Annotated in this window: 13 protein-coding genes; 9 read left to right on the forward strand and 4 right to left on the reverse strand. The window is 60.5% G+C overall.

Features of this window, described 5'->3' with window-relative positions; translation table 11 throughout:
* Nucleotides 1-140: 140 nt before the first annotated feature.
* From ACQZ6F_RS04465 to ACQZ6F_RS04475, 3 genes are all read left to right on the forward strand, one after another.
* The gene (locus ACQZ6F_RS04465) at nt 141-1,634 is read left to right on the forward strand and encodes a lipopolysaccharide biosynthesis protein (RefSeq protein ID WP_449092813.1); all 1,494 of its coding nucleotides are present in this window, start codon (nt 141-143) and stop codon (nt 1,632-1,634) included.
* Nucleotides 1,635-1,732: 98 nt separating this feature from the next.
* Nucleotides 1,733-2,548, forward strand: coding sequence for a galactosyl transferase (locus ACQZ6F_RS04470; RefSeq protein WP_449092814.1), 816 nt, complete (start codon nt 1,733-1,735; stop codon nt 2,546-2,548).
* Nucleotides 2,549-2,585: 37 nt separating this feature from the next.
* Nucleotides 2,586-3,659: an acyltransferase family protein gene (locus tag ACQZ6F_RS04475; protein ID WP_449092815.1), complete on the forward strand. Its 1,074-nt coding sequence runs from the start codon at nt 2,586-2,588 to the stop codon at nt 3,657-3,659.
* An 11-nt stretch (nt 3,660-3,670) separates the two neighbouring features.
* On the opposite strand, the gene ACQZ6F_RS04480 is transcribed toward ACQZ6F_RS04475, so the two are convergent.
* A complete protein-coding gene (locus ACQZ6F_RS04480; RefSeq protein WP_449092816.1) occupies nt 3,671-4,999 on the reverse strand; it encodes an aminotransferase-like domain-containing protein in 1,329 nt (442 codons plus the stop codon).
* A gap of 102 nt (nt 5,000-5,101) precedes the next feature.
* On the opposite strand from ACQZ6F_RS04480, the gene ACQZ6F_RS04485 reads away from it, so the two are divergent.
* From ACQZ6F_RS04485 to ACQZ6F_RS04505, 5 genes are read left to right on the forward strand one after another with little or no spacing between them, the layout of a single operon-like run.
* The gene (locus ACQZ6F_RS04485) at nt 5,102-6,079 is read left to right on the forward strand and encodes an ABC transporter substrate-binding protein (protein ID WP_449092817.1); all 978 of its coding nucleotides are present in this window, start codon (nt 5,102-5,104) and stop codon (nt 6,077-6,079) included.
* Between the two features lie 46 nt (nt 6,080-6,125).
* Complete coding sequence (locus tag ACQZ6F_RS04490) at nt 6,126-7,016, forward strand: ABC transporter substrate-binding protein (protein ID WP_449092818.1); 891 nt, start codon at nt 6,126-6,128, stop codon at nt 7,014-7,016.
* The gene (locus tag ACQZ6F_RS04495; protein WP_449092819.1) at nt 7,013-7,957 is read left to right on the forward strand and encodes an amino acid ABC transporter permease; all 945 of its coding nucleotides are present in this window, start codon (nt 7,013-7,015) and stop codon (nt 7,955-7,957) included. Before ACQZ6F_RS04490 ends, ACQZ6F_RS04495 begins: the two co-directional genes overlap by 4 nt.
* Nucleotides 7,954-8,733, forward strand: coding sequence for an amino acid ABC transporter ATP-binding protein (locus ACQZ6F_RS04500; protein WP_449092820.1), 780 nt, complete (start codon nt 7,954-7,956; stop codon nt 8,731-8,733). The genes ACQZ6F_RS04495 and ACQZ6F_RS04500 overlap by 4 nt, the downstream gene beginning before the upstream one ends.
* Before the next feature lie 59 nt (nt 8,734-8,792).
* The gene (locus ACQZ6F_RS04505; protein WP_449092821.1) at nt 8,793-9,974 is read left to right on the forward strand and encodes a M20 aminoacylase family protein; all 1,182 of its coding nucleotides are present in this window, start codon (nt 8,793-8,795) and stop codon (nt 9,972-9,974) included.
* A 169-nt stretch (nt 9,975-10,143) separates the two neighbouring features.
* Here the strand turns inward: ACQZ6F_RS04505 and ACQZ6F_RS04510 are convergent, their stop codons facing one another.
* The gene (locus ACQZ6F_RS04510) at nt 10,144-10,320 is read right to left on the reverse strand and encodes a hypothetical protein (RefSeq protein ID WP_449092822.1); all 177 of its coding nucleotides are present in this window, start codon (nt 10,318-10,320) and stop codon (nt 10,144-10,146) included.
* 150 nt (nt 10,321-10,470) lie between these two features.
* Nucleotides 10,471-11,490, reverse strand: a complete 1,020-nt coding sequence (locus ACQZ6F_RS04515) for a LysR substrate-binding domain-containing protein (RefSeq protein ID WP_449092823.1) — start codon at nt 11,488-11,490, stop codon at nt 10,471-10,473.
* Between the two features lie 339 nt (nt 11,491-11,829).
* On the opposite strand from ACQZ6F_RS04515, the gene katG reads away from it, so the two are divergent.
* Nucleotides 11,830-14,028, forward strand: a complete 2,199-nt coding sequence (gene katG / locus ACQZ6F_RS04520) for a catalase/peroxidase HPI (protein ID WP_449092824.1) — start codon at nt 11,830-11,832, stop codon at nt 14,026-14,028.
* Between the two features lie 98 nt (nt 14,029-14,126).
* Here katG and ACQZ6F_RS04525 read toward each other — a convergent pair whose 3' ends face one another.
* The gene (locus ACQZ6F_RS04525) at nt 14,127-14,984 is read right to left on the reverse strand and encodes a PhnA-like protein (protein WP_449092825.1); all 858 of its coding nucleotides are present in this window, start codon (nt 14,982-14,984) and stop codon (nt 14,127-14,129) included.
* Nucleotides 14,985-15,063: the final 79 nt, after the last annotated feature.

Raw genomic sequence — 15,063 nt, forward strand, 5'->3', positions numbered from 1 at the left:
ATAATCATCCCTAGACAAATCGAAAGCCTGGCCTAGATCAAGCCTCCAGTGTGCCGCTCGGCTCTATCGAAAGATGACGGCGCGGCAACTGGCCGGCGTCGGGAGACGCCTGCGCCAGTTGAAAATCTAAAAGGCGAGGTATGCGGTTGCTGGCTTCCGAAGCGGATGAAATCGTCTTTGAACATCTGAGCGAAAACCGATCGCGGGCCGCATTGAGAGGTGCATTCTGGTCGGCGCTCGATACGTTGATCCCGACAGCGCTCAACAGTCTCGTCTTTGTCGTCACTTCACGTTTTCTTCTGCCGCAGGATTTCGGCCTGGTGGCGCTCGCCTTCGCTATTGTCAGTTTCACAGCCGGCTTTGGCCCAACCGCTTTCGGCGAAGCGCTGATCCAACAGAAATCCATCCGCCGCAGCCATCTCGATACCGTTTTCTGGCTGTCCTTCTTCTCGGCGGCGATCCTCTATGCCGCACTCTTCCTCCTTTCCCCGACGCTTGCCCATTGGGTCGGCCATGACGAGATCGTCAGCCTGCTGATGATCATCGGATTGAAGATCTTCTTCGACATGATGATCATCGTTCCCAACGCTTTGATCGGGCGGACGATGTCCTTCCATCTCGCCGCCGTGCGCACCGCGATTGCCACCTTCGTATCGGCCACCATCTGCCTGTCGCTGATATTTGCCGGCTTTGGCCTGTGGGCCCTGGCGATCGCCCAGATTGCGGCACCGGCCGCAGCCTGCGTGGCCGCCTTCTGGGGCGCTAGGTGGCTCCCTGGCGTCAGGATCAAGCTCTCGAGCCTGCGCGAGCTACTGCATTACGGCGTCTTCGCGTCCGGCAATCGCTTCCTGCAGACCATGAACCTCGATCAGCTGATCATCGGCACCCTGGTGAGCCCGGCCGCGCTCGGTATCTATAACTTCGCGCGCCGTCTCTACGAAATGCTCAACAACGTCGTCGCCGGCGGCTTGACGTCGGTGAGCCATGTCCTGCTCTCCTCGCTGCAGCACGATCAGAAAAAGGTCCGCGAAGCCTTCCTCATGGCGACCTTCGGCTGCTCGCTGATTTCGTTTCCAGCTTTCATGGGGCTCGCGGCTGTTGCCGATGACGCCATACCGTTGATCTTCGGCCCACACTGGACGGCGGCGATCTGGCCGGTGCGTTTCTTCTGCGTGATAGGCCTGATGGCCGGCATCGGCGTCATCCAGGCCTCGCTGATAACGAGCCAGGGCAAGTCCGACTGGTGGTTCTACTACCAGCTGGTGCGCAACATCGTCGCGATCCTTACCGTCTTTTTTCTTTACGAATACGGCGTGGCGACTGTTGTCTTCGGGCTCATGCTCGGCGTCATCATGCTATGGCCGCTGACGCTATGGATGGTCTCGAAATTGATCGGGCTCAGCATCCCCGAATATTTCGGCCAGTTCCTGAGGCCGATAGCCGCTTATCTCGGAATGCTCGTGGTGGTGCTGGCAACATCGACTGCCCTCAGCGACTCCTCCCTTGCCGTCCGGCTGATCTGCGAAATCCTGGTCGGCGGCCTCACCTATTCAGCTCTCATCTTCCTTCTATGCAGAGAAAGGATCCTCTTCCTGGTGCGCACGACGCTGCAAGGTCGTCGCGCAAAGGCATAATCACTGCCATCGCAAACAATGGATAGAAAGGGCCCGTCCCCCACGGCGCCCCTTCGATCCCAGCGATGAAAATACCAACTGTCAGAAAGGGCGCGTTTATGACACTGGTTACGTTCATTATTCCTGTTCGTCATCAGGCCAATTCCAATGATTGGCCTTCGTTGAAAAGCAGGCTATCGCAAACGATAGCCTCTATCTCCGGGCAATCCAACGGCGACTGGCGCGCCGTGATCGTCGCCAATGAAGGCGCCGATCTGCCCGATCTGCCACCGAAATTCTCGGTCGAGCGGGTGACCTTTCCGCCGAACCTGCTGCACGATATCAATGCTGCCGATCGCGAAAAGGTCTATGACGCCTTCCGCCTGGACAAGGGCCGGCGGGTGCTGGCCGGCATGCTATCTGCCCGCGACACACGCTTCTTCATGATTGTCGACGACGACGATTTCGTCAGCGCCGGTATCGTCGAATTTGCTGGAAAGAACAGCGATGCCAATGGCTGGAAGATCGACCGCGGATATCTCTGGAACGAAGGCGGCCGGCTACTGCTGCACCACAATGACTTCGCCAATTACTGCGGCACGTCGCTGATCATCCGATCGGACCTCTACCGGCTGCCGGCAAGTTTCGAGGAAGCCGATATCGACTACATCAAGTCGATGCTGGGCAGCCATGTGCGCATCGGCAAGATGCTCGCCGAGGCAGGTCATCCGCTAGCATCGCTTCCATTTCGCGGCGCAATCTATCGCGTCGGGCATAGCGGCGCCCATAGCAAGTCCTCCAATCTCCTCCGGACCCATTTCCTGAACCCATCGGTGCTGCGTCATCCCCGCCAGCTGCTGGGCAATCTGTCGCGTGTCCGCCCACTCGATCGCAACCTGCGAAACGAGTTCTTCGGTGCCCGCGCTGCCGGATAGGGCAGCGCGTCATTTTCGCTCAACGAGGTCTCGCCCAATGATGGCTGACGCACCGAAACATAGATATGCCGCACTCGATGCCATGCGTGGCCTCGCGGCACTGGCCGTCGTGGTATACCATCTCGACAGGCCCTATGCGCCGTCGGCCTATGTCGCCGTTGACTTCTTCTTCGTCCTCAGCGGGTTCGTCATCGCCCGGGCCTATGGCGAGAAGCTTGCCGGCGGCATGACCGTGCTGGCCTTCATGAAGGCCCGGTACGCGCGGCTCTATCCGCTCTTCCTGATCGGCAGCGTCTACGGCCTTATCCAGTTGCTGCTGCATTGGCAGGGATCGGGTGTCGGGCGAGCCGATCTTGGCGCAAGCATTCTTTCGACCATATTCATGCTGCCTTCGCCGAGCTTCCTCACGCGATCGGCCGGCGACCTCTGGCCACTCTATCCCTTGAACGGGCCGGCCTGGTCGCTGTTCTGGGAGCTGCTGGCGAACCTGATATTCGCGCTGGTCCTGTTCAGGTTGAAAACCCGGAGCCTGGTGGCTGTCGCCGCTATTTCTTTGGCAGCTTTGATCGCTTCGGTCTTCTTTCACAAGTCGCTCGACCTCGGCTGGGAATGGCACTCGGTGGACGGTGGGCTCTCGCGGGTGCTTTTCTCCTTCACCCTCGGCATGATCATCTACCGGCTGCGGAGCAATTCCACGTTTGGGCGGACCGCTAACACCTATGCGGCCATCCTGCCGATCGCGGCAATCTGCATTCTGCTGTTCCTGCCGACCTATTCGCTGAAATACGCGCTGATATTCTGCGTGATGATCTCGCCGCTCATCGTCCTTGCGGGCACAATGCTTGAGCTCCCGGCGAGGCTGCAGCGGACCGGCATTTTCCTCGGCTATCTCTCCTACCCGATCTACATGTGCCATCGCGGTTTTACCGAGATCTATGGCCATGTCTTCCGCGAGATGCAGTCGCAGCCTCTCGTCTATATTCCCCTCTATCTCGTCCTCATCTCGATCATCGCATTTGTCACGGCGCAGTTGGCGACCGTGCTCGTCCGATATGCGTCATCCTGGAAAAGCGAGAGCAAGACGGTAAGCGCGAACGCGCCCGGCGAATAGCCGCCGGCCGGTCAGGTATGGACGGCGGCCAGCGCGACGGCGTCCGCGACCTCATCGCGACGCTCCGAGAGATTGGCGGTTGCGACGCGCAAGTGGCTGCTGCTCAGAATAGAGAATTTGGCACCCGGATGCACGGCGATACCGCGCGCAGCAAGCGTGACGATCGCGAAAGGTTCTGAGGAAACCGGTATCCAGGCGCATAGGCCGCCTCCATGCTGTGCCATCACACCCCGCTCGCCGAGCGCGTCGATCAGGCCATCGCGACGCTCCCGATATATTTTGCGGGCATGGTCCAGACAAGCCGCCGTCGCGGGATCGCGCAGCAGCCAGGCGGCTGCGGCCTGCAGGATACGGCTGGTCCAGCCGGAACTGAAGCTGCGATAGGACTGGATCTGGTCGATGATCGCGCGCGAGCTCGACAGCACCGCAAGGCGCAGATCCGGGCCGTGCGTCTTCGAAAACGAGAGAATATGGATGACGCGGTCGGGGAAGAGATGTCCCATCGAATGGCGCGGCGCCGTCGAGATATCGGCAACGCCGTCGTCTTCGACGATCAGCGTATCCTTGTCGCGAAGAATCTCGGCAAGCCTTCCCATGCGTGCTGGGCTGACGCTCTGACCGGTGACGGAATGGATGCGCGGCTGAAAGATGAAGGCGACCGGGCGATATTTCAGCGCCTCCTCCAGCGCCGATGGCAGCGGCCCCTCCTCGTCGCATTTTACCGGAATGATGCGGGCGCCGCGATCCTCCAGAATATCCAGTAGTCGCATGCCTGTTGGGTCTTCGATGGCGACGGAAGCGCCCGGCATGACGAGAGCATTGATCAGCGTATAGACGGCATTATAGCCGCCATTGGTTGCAAGGAAGGCTTCAGGCTCATAGGGCCAGCTCTTCCTGACCTCTTCCTCCAGCTCCGGCAGGATACGGCTGCGCTCATAGCTGTTGAGGCTCTCGGCCGAAGCCCCATAGGTCATTGCCGCCTCCAGCTTCGGCAGCAGCCGGACATCGGGAACGGCTGCCGTCAGGTTCAATGCACCGTCGCCATAGTCGCCGACGCTTGCGAGACGGGCCGGCTTGGCAACGAAACGATCACCACTGACCCATGTACCGTTTCTGCCGCGACCGCTGATGATCTTTTGTCGCCGGAGCTCGCTCCACGCCTCGGACAGCGTTGCCGGGCTGATGCCGAGCGCAAAGGCCAGATCGCGGATCGGCGGCAGCTTGGTGCCGACAGGAAGCGCGCCGGCGCGGATCAACGCACTGGTTTCGATCGCGATTCCGCGAATCGTCCGATCGTTCAATTTTTCGGCAAACCACTTCGCGTCCCGATTTTCGCTCATTTCCGCGCCATCTTTTAATGTTCAATAACGTAATAACATTTGATCGACCCATATTGAACATTTAACCATTGTGAAAACAAGTTTTCTCGCGAGTGAATATTCATGCCCCTTACTCTTCGCCTTGCCCTTCGTGACTGGGACTACATGACGCCGCTGGTCCTGGGAGACGTCTCCTCCCCCAAGCTCGACCTGAAGGTGGATCGGGTCGGCACGCTCATCTCACATATCGGCAAGAGCGATGCCTATGACGCCGCCGAAACCTCGTTCAGCCGCTATACGCAATTGCGCATCGACGGCGACGAGAGCGTCGTTGGCATTCCGAATTTCATCATGCGCGGCTTCCGCCACCGCTGCGTCATCACGGCCAAGGACAGCCCGATCACGAGCTTTGCGCAGCTGGCCGGAAAGCGCATCGGCGTCACCGGCTGGCGCGACTCCGGCAATACCTGGACGCGCGCCGCACTCCGCCGCGAAGGTGTCGGCGTCGAGGATGCCATGTGGTATGCCGGTCGCCTCACTGAAGCCCATCCGATCACCGACCGTCTCGACGGCTTCGGCCGCCCCGGCCGCATCGAGGCAGCGCCCGGCGAAAGGCCGATGGTCGATCTCCTGAAGGAAGGCGGCCTCGACGCGATCTTCACGCCCTTCATGCCGGACGGCTATTTCGCCGGCGGCTCTGCCTTCCGCCAGCTCCTTTCCGATTTTCGCAGCGCCGAACGTCGCTATTTCGAGGATGTAGGCTATGTACCGGGTATGCACCTGATCGGATTGAAGGCGGAAATCGTCGCCGAGCATCCCTGGGTCATTGCCGAGCTGAGCGCCCTGATCGATGAATCGCAGCGTGTCTGGCTCAGCAAGCGGCGCAAATATGCCGATACCACGCCCTTCATGCTCGACGAATTGCTGAAATCGGCGGCCGAGCTGCCGGAGGGCTGGGATGCAAGCGGCTTTGCGGCCAATCGCAAGATGATCGCAGACTTCGCCGGCGAGCTGCACATCCAGGGCATCCTGCCGCGGTTGATGACGCCGGAACAACTCTTTCCGTTCGACGTCGATGGCAGCCGGACGAGCGCCAGGTAACCATCGACGGAAACTCAGAAATGCAAAGCAAAAAAAGGGAACACATATGTCACTGAAGAAAATGACCTACGTTGCCGTGGCAGGCCTGATGATCTCGGGCTCGGCCTTCGCGCAAGACGCCGGCCTGCCGAAACTTTCGGTCAACGCCGATCTGCACGCCAAGCTGCCGGAAGCCCTGCGCACCTCCGGCAAGATGATCTCCGTCAACAATGGCTCATTTCCTCCCTATGAGATCGTCACCGGTACCAAGCTCACCGGCGCCAGCGCCGATCTGACCGACGCCATCGGCGAGATCCTTGGCGTGAAGATCGAGCACGAAAGCGTCAGCGGCCTGCCGGCAATCCTCGCAGGCATCAATTCCGGCCGCTACCAGTTCGCCTTCGGCCCGATCGGCGATTTCAAGAGCCGCGAGGAGGCCAATGATTTCGTCGACTGGGTGCAGGAATTCGTCGTCTTCGCCGTCCAGAAGGGCAATCCGAAAGCCATTACCTCGCTCGATAGCGCCTGCGGCCAGCGCATCGCCGTCATGGCCGGCGGCTCGGCGGAAAAGGTGATCCAGGTCCAGGCGGAAAAGTGCAAGACCGACGGCAAGGGTGCGATCGAAGTCCAGTCCTTCACCGATCAGCCAAGCTCGATCCTCGCCGTCCGCTCCAAGCGCTCGGACGCGTTCTTCTCTTCACAGGCGCCGCTCACCTATTTCGTATCGCAGGCAAACGGCCAGCTGGAACTGACCGGCGTCGGCCAGAAGAACGGCTTCGAGGATCTCTATCAAGGCGCCGTCGTGCCGAAGGGCTCGCCGCTCGGACCTATTCTCAAGGACGCCGTCAAGGTTTTGATTGATAATGGAACCTATGCCGCCATCATGAAGAAATGGGGCCTTGAGAACAACATGATCAAGGAACCCGGTATCAACCTTGGCGGGACATTGCCGAAATGAGCACGAATACCGGAGATATCGCATCGCCCTCCGGCGATGCGGCCGAGCGGGATGTGGCGAATGCCCACAAACCGTTCCCGAAGGGTCGCCTGGCAGCCTGGGTCGTGACACTTGCGATTGCGGCCTATTTCGCCTGGTCGGTCGCTAACAACGAGAACTTCGGCTGGCATGTCGTCGGCCAGTATTTCTTCGATCCAGTCGTCATCAGCGGCCTCTATGTCTCGCTTGGCCTGACTGTCGTCGCCATGGCGTTCGGCATCGTGCTCGGCCTGCTCTTGGCGGTCGCCCGCATGTCGAAGGATACGCTGGCAAGCTCGCTTGCCTCGCTATTCATCTGGTTCTTCCGCGGCACCCCGCTGCTCGTGCAGCTGATCTTCTGGTACAATCTCTCGACGCTTTTCCCGACACTTTCGATCGGTATTCCCTTCGGCCCGACCTTCGTCAGCTGGGACACGAATTCCGTCATCAGCCCGATGACAGCAGCCATCGCGGGCCTTGCGCTCAATGAAGCGGCCTACATGGCGGAGATCATCCGCGGCGGCCTGCTTTCGGTCGAAAGGGGTCAGTTTGAAACAGCCGAGGCCTTCGGCATGACGCGAGCCCGCGCGCTCCGCCGCATCATAATCCCGCAGGCGATGCGCTCCATCGTGCCGCCCACGGGCAACCAGCTCATCAGCATGATCAAGGCGACCTCGCTCGTCAGCGTCATCGCCATGGCCGACCTGCTCTATTCCGTGCAGTCGATCTACAATCGCACCTTCGAAGTCGTGCCGATGCTGCTCGTCGCCGTCATCTGGTATCTGCTGATCACCTCGGTTCTGAATATCGGCCAGAGCTATATCGAGCGCCATTATAGCCGCAGCGACCGCCGCACCGGCACAGTAAAAGCCATGAAGGAAGATGCGCCCGCCCTGGTGCCCGCACAGGAGGCAGGCCAATGAACGCCAACGTCAACCTGCCGCCGCTCGTGCGCGCCCGCAATGTCCACAAGTACTTCGAACATCTCGAAGTGCTGAAGGGCATCGATCTCGATGTCGCGCCGGGCGAAGTGGTCGTCATCCTCGGCCCCTCTGGCTCCGGCAAATCCACCTTCCTGCGCTGCATCAACCACCTCGAATCCATCAATCGCGGCTCGATCGAGGTGGATGGCGAGCAGATCGGCTATCGCATGAACAGGGGCCGCCTCGTGCAGCTTTCCGGTCACGCGATCGCCCTGCAACGGCGCAAGATCGGCATGGTGTTCCAGCAGTTCAATCTCTATCCGCATATGACGGCACTACAGAACATCATCGAAGCGCCGGTTGGGATTCACGGCGAAAGCCGCAAACAGGCGACGGATAATGCGCGGGCGCTGCTCGACCGTGTCGGTCTTTCGGCCAAGGCAGACAATTACCCTCGGCAGCTATCCGGCGGCCAGCAGCAGCGCGTGGCAATTGCCCGAGCCTTGGCGATAAAGCCGAAACTGATGCTGTTCGACGAGCCGACCTCGGCGCTCGATCCGGAACTCGTCGGCGAAGTGCTCGCCACCATGCGCGACCTCGCCAAGCAGGGCCTGACGATGATCGTCGTCACCCACGAGATCGGCTTTGCCCGCGAAGCGGCCGACCGGGTCGTCTTCATGGATGGCGGCAAGATCGTCGAAGAGGGCAAGCCGGAGGATGTGATCGGCAACCCGCAGCATCCCCGCACCAGAAGCTTCCTGTCGCGCTTCATCTAGCGCGACAGCATTCGACCTTTTTTGACGCGCCCCCACGCAAGCAAACCACTGGAATGGCCATGACCCTCGACAACGATTTCGCCCGCCTTTCGGATTTCGAACCGATGAAGGCCGAATTGACCGGCATCCGGCAGCATCTGCATGCCAATCCCGAGCTTTCCTATGAGGAGGCGGAGACAGCCCGCTTCGTCGCCGAGAAGCTGGAAGGCTGGGGTTACGAGGTGACGCGCAATGTCGGCGGCCATGGCATCGTCGCGCGCCTTACCGTTGGGGCCGGCAAGAAGAGCATCGCCATCCGCGCCGATATGGACGCCCTGCCGATCGCCGAGCAGACGGGTCGCCCCTATGCCAGCAAAGCACCAGGAAAGATGCATGCCTGCGGCCATGACGGCCACACGACGATGCTGTTGGGGGCGGCCGAATATCTCGCTCGCACCCGCCGCTTCAATGGCACCGTTAACCTGATCTTCCAGCCGGCCGAGGAAGGCGGCGCCCCAAGCGGCGCCCAGGCCATGATCAATGACGGCTTGTTCGAGCGCTTTCCCTTCGACGTCATCTTCGGCCTGCACAATCATCCCGGCGCCGCGGAGGGCTCATGGCTGATGCGGTCCGGCCCGCTGATGGCAGCGGCCGATACCGCCGAGATCACGATCATTGGCAAGGGCGGCCATGCCTCCCGTCCGCACCTGACAGTCGATCCGATCGTCGTCGCCTGCAACCTCGTCATGAGCCTGCAGACGATCGTCTCCCGCAGCATCGACCCGACACAGACAGCCGTCGTCACCGTCGGCTCCATCCATGCCGGCGAGGCGTCAAACGTCATCCCCGAAAGCGCAAAGATGCTGCTCAGCATCCGCTCCTTCGATCCGACGATACGCGGATTGCTCGAAACTCGCATCCGCACACTGGTTCAATCCGTCACAGAAGGTTACGGCGCCAGCGCCGAGATAGATTACATCCGTGGCTATCCAGTCGTCGTCAATTCCGAGGCGGAAACCGCGTTCGCGCGCACGGTCGCGGAAGAGCTTGTCGGCGCCGACAAGGTCACCACATGCAATCTCATCCCCGGCAGCGAAGATTTTTCTTACTTCCTGGAGCACAAGCCCGGCAGCTTCCTGCGCCTCGGCAACGGCGTCAATTCGCCGATACTGCACAGCGCAAAATATGACTTCGCCGACGAGAGCCTCACCGTCGGCGCCGCCATGTGGGCACGTCTGGCCGAACGCTACCTCGACGCCTAGACAGCACCACAGGCGCCTGTCCGAACCCCAACAGCAAGTCGGCAGCCCTGACCACGGTCGGGGCTGTTCCGAATTTCGCTGTGGGAATTGCTAAGGCATGTCGGTGCCAGGCACCGCCCGAAAATCTCGTCGTGTCAGGGCGCGGCGAAAGCCGAGCCCTCAAGGCCCATCACTTATCCTGCGAGCCGAAGCTTTCAGACGCAGCAGGCGCGGTGTTTTCGGGGCGCGCCGTTTGCAGGCCGGCCTTCAGCTGCGGGTCCTGAGGCTGTACCATCCGCCATTCGCTCTCGAGACGATCAATCACATACGTAGGAATTTCATTTCTTACGTTTTCGAACTCTTGCATCACGACCTCCATTGCCATGCGATATTGGCATGACATGGAAGAGATTCTTTGTAAATCAAGGTATTAAAAAATTTAAACGATTAAAATTACTTTAATCGTTTGAAATTCCTTCGTCTGTGGACAAGGTCTCGCTCCCACCCATGGGTCGCGCTATTTCGAAGCGGAATCATTGCCCTTGCCAGCCGCAGAAGCACTGTTGCGGTAACGAGAGGCGGGTGACTGCCTCCGATCGTCGAATTCGAAATCCTGCGCACGCCACATCGAATCGTGTTGCTCGCGCATGACGTCAGCCGATTGGCGAACCACCTCGGAAATGCGCATAAGCTGCTTGGCCAGGGGGCTCGTCTTGCGCCAGATCATGCCGATCGTGCGCGACGGCTGCGGGCTTTGGAAACGGACAGCGGATACCGAGGCGGAACGAGTCTCCACCGCCACCGCCATTTCCGGTATCAAAGTAACACCGATGCCGGCGCTGACCATCTGCACCAGGGTCGATAGCGAGCTGCCGTCCATAAGCTCGCGCGGCAACGCCGACTGAATGCTACAGAACGACAAAGCTTGGTCGCGGAAACAATGCCCCTCTTCCAGCAGCAGCAATCGCATCTCGCGCAGCGCCTCTCGATTGGGTACCGGCTTGCCTTCATCCTCGCTTGGCCGCACCAATACGAAATTTTCCGCAAACAGCGCCACCTCCGTCAGCGAGGGCTCGGATACGGGCAGGGCAACGATGGCCGTGTCAAGCCTTCCTTCCGCCAGCTCCTCCACAAGTTTTGAGGTCAGCGTCTCGCGCACATGAATATCAAGCCCATCATACATGCTGGTGAGATTACCGATGATGGTGGGCAACAGATAAGGCGCGACCGTCGGGATCACGCCGATCCGCAGCCGCCCGACGGGCTGGTTTCGTGAAGCGCGCGCCAGATCTCCCAGTTCATCCACCGAGCGCAGAATCTCGCGGACACGCACGGCAAACGCCTCTCCGAAATTGGTCAGGCGGACCTGCCGCGCGCCCCTTTCGAACAGATCGGTCCCGAGCTGCTCCTCCAGTTCCTTGATCTGCATCGACAGGGCCGGCTGGGAGATCGCGCAGACATCCGCCGCCCGCCCGAAGTGACCGTGCTTTGCCAAGGCCTCGAAATACCGAAGCTGTTTGAGGGTGAGATTTGTCATAAGCTCATCTTATAGCGTCGATCAGGAAATCCAACTTAAATTAATGGAACGGCTTGACTATAGTGCGCAGGCCGGAAATGAAATGCCGCCGCGATGTCACACGACGCTCACATTGAGGGCATTGACTGCGGTGGTTGATTGATGCCCTGGACCGGTTGAAATGCCAGGCGCCAAATATGATTTGCCTCCGGACGGCCCGCTTCGCGGGAGGTCAGAATAGTTAGAGATTCCACGCGCGTGACATGTCGTCATTGCGCCAGACGCGAAACCGAACTGCTTCCCAAGGGGTGACGACACCTTCAGGGCGGCATGCTTCAAGCCATCATAAGGGAGAAAATTATGGACAATAAAGTCGAAGGCGCTGGCAAGTGTCCGTTTCCGCACGGCAACACGACCGTGTCGGCCAGATCGAACCGTGACTGGTGGCCGAACCAGCTGAACCTCAAGATTCTTCACCAGAATTCCGCACTGTCCAGCCCGATGGGCAAGACATTCAACTACGCCGAGGAATTCAAGAAGCTCGACCTCGAGGCCCTGAAGAAGGACCTCACCGCGCTGATGACAGATTCGCAGGAGTGGTGGCCGGCCGACTTCGGTCATTACGGCCCGCTCTTCATCCGTATGGCATGGCATAGCGCCGGCACCTACCGCACAGCCGATGGCCGCGGCGGCGCATCGTCGGGCACGCAGCGCTTTGCGCCGCTCAACAGCTGGCCGGACAACGTCAACCTCGACAAGGCACGCCGCCTGCTCTGGCCGATCAAGCAGAAATACGGCAACAGCATCTCCTGGGCCGACCTGTTGATCCTGACCGGTAACGTCGCGCTGGAATCCATGGGCTTCAAGACCTTTGGCTTCGGCGGCGGCCGTGAGGACGTCTGGGAACCGGAAGAAGACATCTACTGGGGCGCTGAAGACACCTGGCTTGCCGACAAGCGCTACACCGGCGACCGCGATCTGGAAAACCCGCTCGCAGCAGTGCAGATGGGCCTCATCTACGTCAATCCGGAAGGCCCTAACGGCAATCCGGACCCGATCGCTTCGGCCCGCGACATTCGCGAAACCTTCGCCCGCATGGCCATGAACGACGAAGAAACCGTCGCCCTCATCGCCGGTGGCCACACCTTCGGCAAGACGCATGGTGCCGGCGATGCCGCCCATGTCGGCCCGGAGCCGGAAGCAGCCGGCATTGAAGAACAGGGCCTCGGCTGGAAGAACAGCTTCCGCAGCGGCAAAGGCGGCGACACCATCGGCAGCGGCCTGGAAGTGACCTGGACCTCGACGCCAACCAAGTGGAGCAACAATTTCTTCTGGAACCTGTTCGGCTACGATTGGGAACTGACAAAGAGCCCGGCTGGTGCACACCAGTGGACCCCGAAGCATGGCGCAGGCGCCAACTCTGTGCCGGACGCACACGACAGCTCCAAGCGTCACGCACCGGCCATGCTGACGTCCGACCTCGCTCTGCGGCTCGACCCGGCCTATGAGAAGATCTCGCGGCGGTTCTTCGAGAACCCGGATCAGTTCGCGGACGCCTTTGCCCGTGCCTGGTTCAAGCTGACGCACCGTGACATGGGCCCGCACGCCCGCTATCTCGGCCCGGAAGTTCCGACGGAAGAGCTCATCTGGCAGGATCCGATCCCGGCAGCCAATCACGCTCTGATCGACGCCAACGATATCGACGCGCTGAAGGGCGAGATAGCAGCCTCGGGCCTCAACATCCCGCAGCTGGTTTCGACAGCCTGGGCTTCCGCATCGACCTTCCGCGGTTCCGACAAGCGTGGCGGTGCCAATGGCGCTCGCATTCGTCTTGCGCCGCAGAAGGATTGGGAGGCCAACCAGCCGGCCCAGCTCGCTTCCGTGCTCAGCACGCTCGAAGGCATCCAGAAGAAGTTCAACGATGCCCATACCGGCGGCAAGCAGGTTTCTCTGGCCGATCTGATCGTCCTCGGCGGCTCCGTTGCCGTCGAACAGGCTGCGAAGAAGGCCGGCCACGATGTGGTCGTTCCCTTCGCACCGGGCCGTACCGATGCATCGCAGGAACAGACCGACGTAGAAGCCTTTGCCGTTCTTGAGCCGATCGCCGATGGTTTCCGCAACTATCAGAAGCGTGCCTACACGGTCTCGTCCGAAGAGCTGCTGATCGACAAGGCCCAGTTGCTGACGCTAACTGCGCCTGAAATGACGGTGCTGCTCGGCGGCCTGCGTGCGCTGAACGCCAATGTCGGCCAGACCCAGCATGGCGTCTTCACCAAGCGTCCGGAAACACTGACCAACGACTTCTTCGTCAACCTGCTCGACATGGGCACGGAGTGGAAGGCCGTTTCGGATGCAAAGGACGTGTTCGAAGGACGCGACCGCGCAACCGGCGAAGTCAAGTGGACCGCCACGCGCGCCGACCTCGTCTTCGGCTCCAACTCGCAGCTGCGCGCTATCGCCGAAGTCTACGGCCAGGGCGATGCCACCCAGAAGTTCGTACGCGACTTCGTGGCTGCCTGGACCAAGGTGATGAACGCCGACCGCTTCGACATCGCCTGATGTGAAGTAGAAAAACATTCAGACGCGGCCCGTTTCAGGCCGCGTCTGGATCATTCTGTCACGTTACAGGATGCTGCTGCGTAATAGCTTTCTCGTGGCTAATACTGATTGCGGTTGGACGCCGCGGCCCAGGCTGCACCGATCCAGGAAGCGGCGATCGCAAGAACGAGAGAGATGCAGGCGACGAAGGCACCCGTCGAGACGATTTTTGCCGTGACGGAAGCTGCCTGAATAGCCTTTGCCTTGGCTGCATCGACGGCCTGGTGATATTGCTGCTCGTATTGAGCCACTTCATTCTTCGCCTGATCCGCCGGAATATTCTGGGCACGCGCCAAAGCATCCGCGGCACGGGCGCGGGCTTCGTCGGCCTTGGCGGGATCGCCGGTGAGTACGGCCTGGACGGACGAAATCGCTGCCTGACGAAGTGCTTGCGGATCATTGCCGGTGTTGCGGATCTGCTGTTCGATCGCATCCATCGGACTAGGCATATTGCCAATGGCGGGGGCCGCGCTGACTGCGGCGGTTTGAACGGTCTTGCCCGCACCTGACAGCAGTTCCGTGGCGCCGTTGAAGGCGCCGCCTACCACTGCACCGACCGATGTGGTCAAGAGATAGACGACGATCAGGGTCGATACAGCCCAGGCGGCGATCCCATGCAGGACCCCGACGGCGGTCGATATCGTCCCGGAAAGACGGCTCGCGACATAGCCGCCGACGAAAGCCGCCAGCAGGCCCGACACGATGAACCAGGCTGCCCCGGAAATCGAGGCGGCGAGACCGGGCGCGCTCTGGCTGTTGCTTGGGTTGACGATTGCAGCTCCGATACCGACGCCGAGGAGGTTCAGCACGATCTGAACGGCAAGGGCGATGGCGCTCGCCGCAAGGATCGCGCCCCAGGATGTTCGCCGCATGAACGGCATATCTGCGGATGTTGGATAACTGGTGTTATAGCTCATGGATTCACTCACGGGACTAACCTCGCGACACGTTTATGGGAGCGAGCCGCTTGCGCTGGTCCGCTGATTTTGAAGATCA

The sequence above is a fragment of the Rhizobium sp. A22-96 genome, from assembly GCF_053521805.1.